At 71.9% G+C, this 4,855-nt stretch carries 4 protein-coding genes; 2 read left to right on the top strand and 2 right to left on the bottom strand.

The window, feature by feature from the left end; translation table 11 throughout:
- On the bottom strand, positions 1-886 hold an 886-nt coding region (locus tag AOK08_RS33755; protein ID WP_422125794.1), incomplete at its 3' end, for an RNA polymerase sigma factor.
- 208 nt (positions 887-1,094) lie between these two features.
- Between AOK08_RS33755 and radA the strand changes: the two genes are divergently transcribed.
- Positions 1,095-2,504, top strand: coding sequence for a DNA repair protein RadA (gene radA, locus AOK08_RS33760; RefSeq protein ID WP_055533096.1), 1,410 nt, complete (start codon positions 1,095-1,097; stop codon positions 2,502-2,504).
- A gap of 81 nt (positions 2,505-2,585) precedes the next feature.
- The gene (disA, locus tag AOK08_RS33765; protein ID WP_055533098.1) at positions 2,586-3,710 is read left to right on the top strand and encodes a DNA integrity scanning diadenylate cyclase DisA; all 1,125 of its coding nucleotides are present in this window, start codon (positions 2,586-2,588) and stop codon (positions 3,708-3,710) included.
- Between the two features lie 102 nt (positions 3,711-3,812).
- Here disA and AOK08_RS33770 read toward each other — a convergent pair whose 3' ends face one another.
- Complete coding sequence (locus AOK08_RS33770; RefSeq protein ID WP_055533101.1) at positions 3,813-4,649, bottom strand: hypothetical protein; 837 nt, start codon at positions 4,647-4,649, stop codon at positions 3,813-3,815.
- Positions 4,650-4,855: the final 206 nt, after the last annotated feature.

Raw genomic sequence — 4,855 nt, forward strand, 5'->3', positions numbered from 1 at the left:
CCCGCGCGCGCGGGAGGTGTGCCATGGCGACCCGCAGTGCCGCGCGGGGTGCCTGAAGGACGGGCAGTTCGGCGGGCGTGACGCTGGTACCGGGCCAGGAGCCGGGAACGGCCCGCTCGGCGGTACGGCGGCAGCGCGGGCAGTCGTCGACATGGCGGACCAGTTCGCGGCGCAGGGCCGTGCTGAGGACCAGTTGGTGGTCGCCGGTGAGCCGGGAGACGCTCGGGCAGGCGCCGGTCTCGACGACGGCGAGGGCCGCGCGGGTGCGTTCGACCTCGCAGGCGGCGGAGGCGAGCAGGTCGCCGGCGGCGGCGGTGTCCATGCCCAGTACGGCGGCGACCTCGTGGGCGGCGAGCTTGTGGCGCACGGCGAGTTCGAGCGCCTCGCGCTGCTCGGGGGTGGTGCCGGCGGCCTCCGGCCAGGCGAGCTGGGCCAGTTCACGGCGGTGCGCCTCCCGGGCCTCCTCGGAGACGGGGACGGCGGCGGAGTCCGGGGCGGACTGGGGCGCGGGGACGGCGGACGCCTGCCGCTTGCCTCGGCGGCCCGCCGCGTGCGTGCCCTGCCGTTTCCGCTTGGCCTCGGCCAGTTGGCGCAGACACGCCCAGCGCGCCAGGGCGTACAGCCAGGCCCTGCGGTCACCGGCGGACTCCGGGCCGCGCGGGCTGCGGCGCTCGGCGAGCGCGAGGACGTCGCCGAGGGCGGCGGTGGCCGTGTCGTGGTCGCACAGAACGGACAGACAGTAAGTGAACAGGCCGTCCAGATACGGCTCGTAGCGCGCGGGCGGGCGCTGGACCAGCGTGTGCCCCGCCGCCCGGTCGCGCGCCTCACTGGGCGACCGGTGTGCGCCGGTGCTGCGGATCGGGGTGTCCGGACTGCTGCTCATCACCCGTGCGACCGTAGGCGCCTTACGACGAACCCTTCGCCCACCTTGAGCACTTTTAATCCGTACGGGTGAAACGATCCCTCAATAGGGGACACGAACCCCGGTTTCCATGACTGATTCCCGCCCTTACGTGGCCGATTGTCGCCGGAGGGGTGGCTTCCGGCACCCGTCGGCGGACGCGCTGTCAGTGGTCCCGGTTACGGTTCGTGTCATGGCTGCCCGTACGAAGACCGCTAAGGACCGTCCGTCCTACCGCTGCACCGAGTGCGGCTGGCAGACGGTCAAGTGGCTCGGCCGCTGCTCCGAGTGCCAGGCGTGGGGCACGGTCGAGGAGTACGGCGCGCCCGCGGTCCGTACGACGGCACCGGGCCGGGTCACCACCTCCGCGGTCCCCATCGGCCAGGTCGACGGCCGCCAGGCCACCGCCCGCACCACCGGCGTGCCCGAGCTGGACCGCGTACTCGGCGGCGGGCTGGTCCCCGGGGCCGTGGTCCTCGTGGCCGGCGAACCGGGCGTCGGCAAGTCGACCCTCCTCCTGGACGTCGCGGCGAAGTCGGCGAGCGACGAGCACCGCACCCTCTACATCACGGGTGAGGAGTCCGCGAGCCAGGTCCGGCTGCGCGCCGACCGCATCAAGGCGATCGACGACCACCTTTATCTGGCCGCGGAGACGGACCTCGCGGCGGTCCTCGGCCACCTGGACGCCGTGAAACCGTCCCTCCTCATCCTCGACTCCGTACAGACCGTGGCCTCGCCCGAGATCGACGGCGCGCCGGGCGGCATGGCGCAGGTGCGCGAGGTCGCCGGGGCGCTGATCCGCGCGTCCAAGGAACGCGGCATGTCGACGCTCCTGGTGGGCCATGTCACCAAGGACGGCGCGATCGCCGGCCCGCGCCTCCTGGAACACCTGGTGGACGTGGTCCTGTCCTTCGAGGGCGACCGGCACGCCCGGCTGCGGCTCGTCCGGGGCGTCAAGAACCGCTACGGCACCACCGACGAGGTCGGCTGCTTCGAACTGCACGACGAGGGCATCACGGGCCTCGCCGACCCGAGCGGCCTGTTCCTGACCCGGCGCGCGGAGCCGGTGCCGGGCACCTGTCTGACGGTCACCCTGGAGGGCCGCCGCCCGCTCGTCGCCGAGGTGCAGGCCCTCACCGTCGACTCGCAGATCCCCTCCCCCAGGCGTACGACATCGGGCCTGGAGACGTCCCGGGTCTCGATGATGCTCGCGGTTCTCGAACAACGGGGCAGGATCAGCGCGCTCGGAAAGCGGGACATCTATTCGGCGACGGTCGGCGGGGTCAAGCTCTCCGAACCGGCCGCGGACCTCGCGATCGCCTTGGCGCTGGCCTCCGCCGCGAGCGACACCCCGCTGCCGAAAAACCTCGTCGCGATCGGCGAGGTGGGCCTCGCGGGCGAGGTCAGACGGGTCACGGGGGTGCAGCGGCGGCTGTCCGAGGCCCACCGTCTGGGCTTCACCCACGCCCTCGTCCCGGCGGATCCCGGCAGGATCCCCACCGGCATGAAGGTCATCGAAGTGGCCGACATGGGGGAGGCTCTCCGGGTGCTTCCGAGGTCGCGTAGGCGAGAGGCCCCACGGGAGGACGAGGACCGCCGGTAGACTTTGCGCAGGTCTCGCCCGTCCGTACGAACAACGTGTGCGAAACGGGAGCGCCCAGGAACCTGCGACCGGAGGAGTGCAGTGGCAGCCAACGACCGGGGATCAGCTCCAGGAAAGTACGGTGGGAGCTCCGGTGCCGATGGCCTGATGCGCGCCTCACTGAGCGCCGTGGCACCCGGCACGGCGCTGCGCGACGGGCTGGAGCGGATCCTCCGCGGCAACACCGGCGGACTCATCGTGCTCGGCTCCGACAAGACCGTCGAGGCGATGTGCACGGGCGGTTTCGTCCTGGACGTCGAGTTCTCGGCGACGCGGCTGCGCGAGCTGTGCAAGCTCGACGGCGGCATCGTCGTCTCCTCGGACCTGTCCAAGATCCTGCGGGCCGGCGTACAGCTCGTCCCCGACCCGACGATCCCCACCGAGGAGACGGGCACCCGGCACCGCACCGCCGACCGCGTGTCGAAGCAGGTGGGCTTCTCCGTCATCTCCGTCTCCCAGTCCATGCGCCTGATCGCGCTGTACGTGGACGGCCAGCGCCGCGTCCTGGAGGACTCGGCCGCGATCCTGTCCCGCGCGAACCAGGCCCTCGCGACCCTGGAGCGCTACAAACTCCGCCTCGACGAGGTCGCGGGCACCCTGTCCGCGCTGGAGATCGAGGACCTGGTGACGGTCCGGGACGTCTCCGCGGTGGTGCAGCGCCTGGAGATGGTCCGCCTCATCGCGACGGAAATCGCCGGGTACGTGCTGGAGTTGGGCACCGACGGGCGGCTTCTGGCCCTCCAGCTGGAAGAGTTGATCGCCGGCGTGGAGCCGGAGCGCGAGCTGGTCGTCCGGGACTACGTCCCCGAGCCGACCGCCAAACGCTCCCGCACGGTCGACGAGGCGCTCGCCGAACTCGACGCGCTCAGCCACGCCGAACTGCTCGAACTCTCCACGGTGGCCAAGGCCCTGGGCTACACGGGCTCACCCGAGACCCTCGACTCGGCGGTCTCCCCCCGCGGCTTCCGCCTCCTGGCGAAGGTGCCGCGCCTGCCCGGCGCGATCATCGACCGTCTGGTGGAGCACTTCGGCAGCCTGCAGAAACTGCTGGCGGCGAGCGTCGACGACCTCCAGACAGTGGACGGGGTCGGCGAGGCGAGGGCACGCAGCGTCCGGGAGGGCCTGTCGCGGCTGGCGGAGTCGTCGATTCTGGAGCGGTACGTGTAGGTCGGTGGGTACCGGTCTGCACGGTTACCTTCGCGGCAGGTACCGATTCGGTCCTCGGTCGGTCCTCGTCCGGTCCGTCCTTCGGTCCTCGGTCGGGCTTCCTCAGTCCTTGTCCAGTACGAAGGACGCCTGGGCCTTCGGGAAGCCCTGGGCCTGGGCCTCCACGAGGTAGGTGTCGGCCGTCGCCGGTCCCGCCTTCGGGGTGGCGCACCCGGGGGCACTCGCCTTGCGGTCCCACTCGAAGGTGTACGTGATGCTGTCGCCGCCCGAGACCCGGAACAGCAGACCGGCCGTGTCCTTGGGGCAGTCGTCCGAGGCCCAGATGTCGTCGTCGCCGCTCGCCTGCGTGATCGTCACGACCGCCGCCTTCGGACCGAGGTCGATCTTGCAGTCGTTGGCGGAGGAGTTCCTGGCGACCAACTGGAAGGTGGGCGTCTCGTCGGGCGCGTAGGTGTTCTGGACGCTGCGCAGGCTCAACCGGACGATTCCGGCGGTGCAGTTGGGCAGGGTGGAACCGGCCGGAAGGGTGTCGCCGCTGCCCACGCTGCCGTTGACGCCGTCGTCGGTGCCGCCGCCACCGGTCCCGGCTGTCCCGGCGGAGCCGTTGTCGCCGCCGGAGCCCGCCGAGCCGGAGCCCGACCCTCCGGTGTCCGTACCGCCCGTGCCGCCGGAGCCGGTGCCGCCCGAGCTGCCCGACTCGTCGCGTCCGCCCGGGGCTTGGCTGATCGCGGGCCCCGTGCCGGCGGGTCCCGGGGTGATCGTCCGCACGGGGTCCTTGCCGTTGGCGCCGTCGGTTGCCTTGTTGCCGGTTCCGCCGCCGGAGGCGGTGATCCAGATGGCCAGCAGGGTCAACAGGGCGAGTACGGACAGCAGAACGGCCCTCCGTCGCCAGTAGATGGAGGAGGGAAGCGGCCCGACCGGATTGCGCATAGATCCCACGGCGCAAACTGTACGAGAGATCGGGCAGTTCACTTGCCCCACCCGCCGCCGGGGGCGCAACTTTTCCGGATCATCATTCCGGCGAAGGGGGTGGTGGGAGGAGGTTAACTCCTCCGGAGGGGCGGGCAGTTCGCGATCCGGTTCCTTTGCCTCGCCCCGCCGCCCCTTCCCGTCCCGTCCCTGGGGGCGCAGCCCCCAGGGACGGG

This window comes from Streptomyces graminilatus (assembly GCF_001418565.1).
Classification (GTDB): domain Bacteria; phylum Actinomycetota; class Actinomycetes; order Streptomycetales; family Streptomycetaceae; genus Streptomyces; species Streptomyces graminilatus.

What these genes read in the sequence shown, in the direction of transcription:
- radA (WP_055533096.1), top strand. Translation starts at nt 1,095, where the DNA reads ATGGCTGCCCGTACGAAGACCGCTAAGGACCGTCCGTCCTACCGCTGC.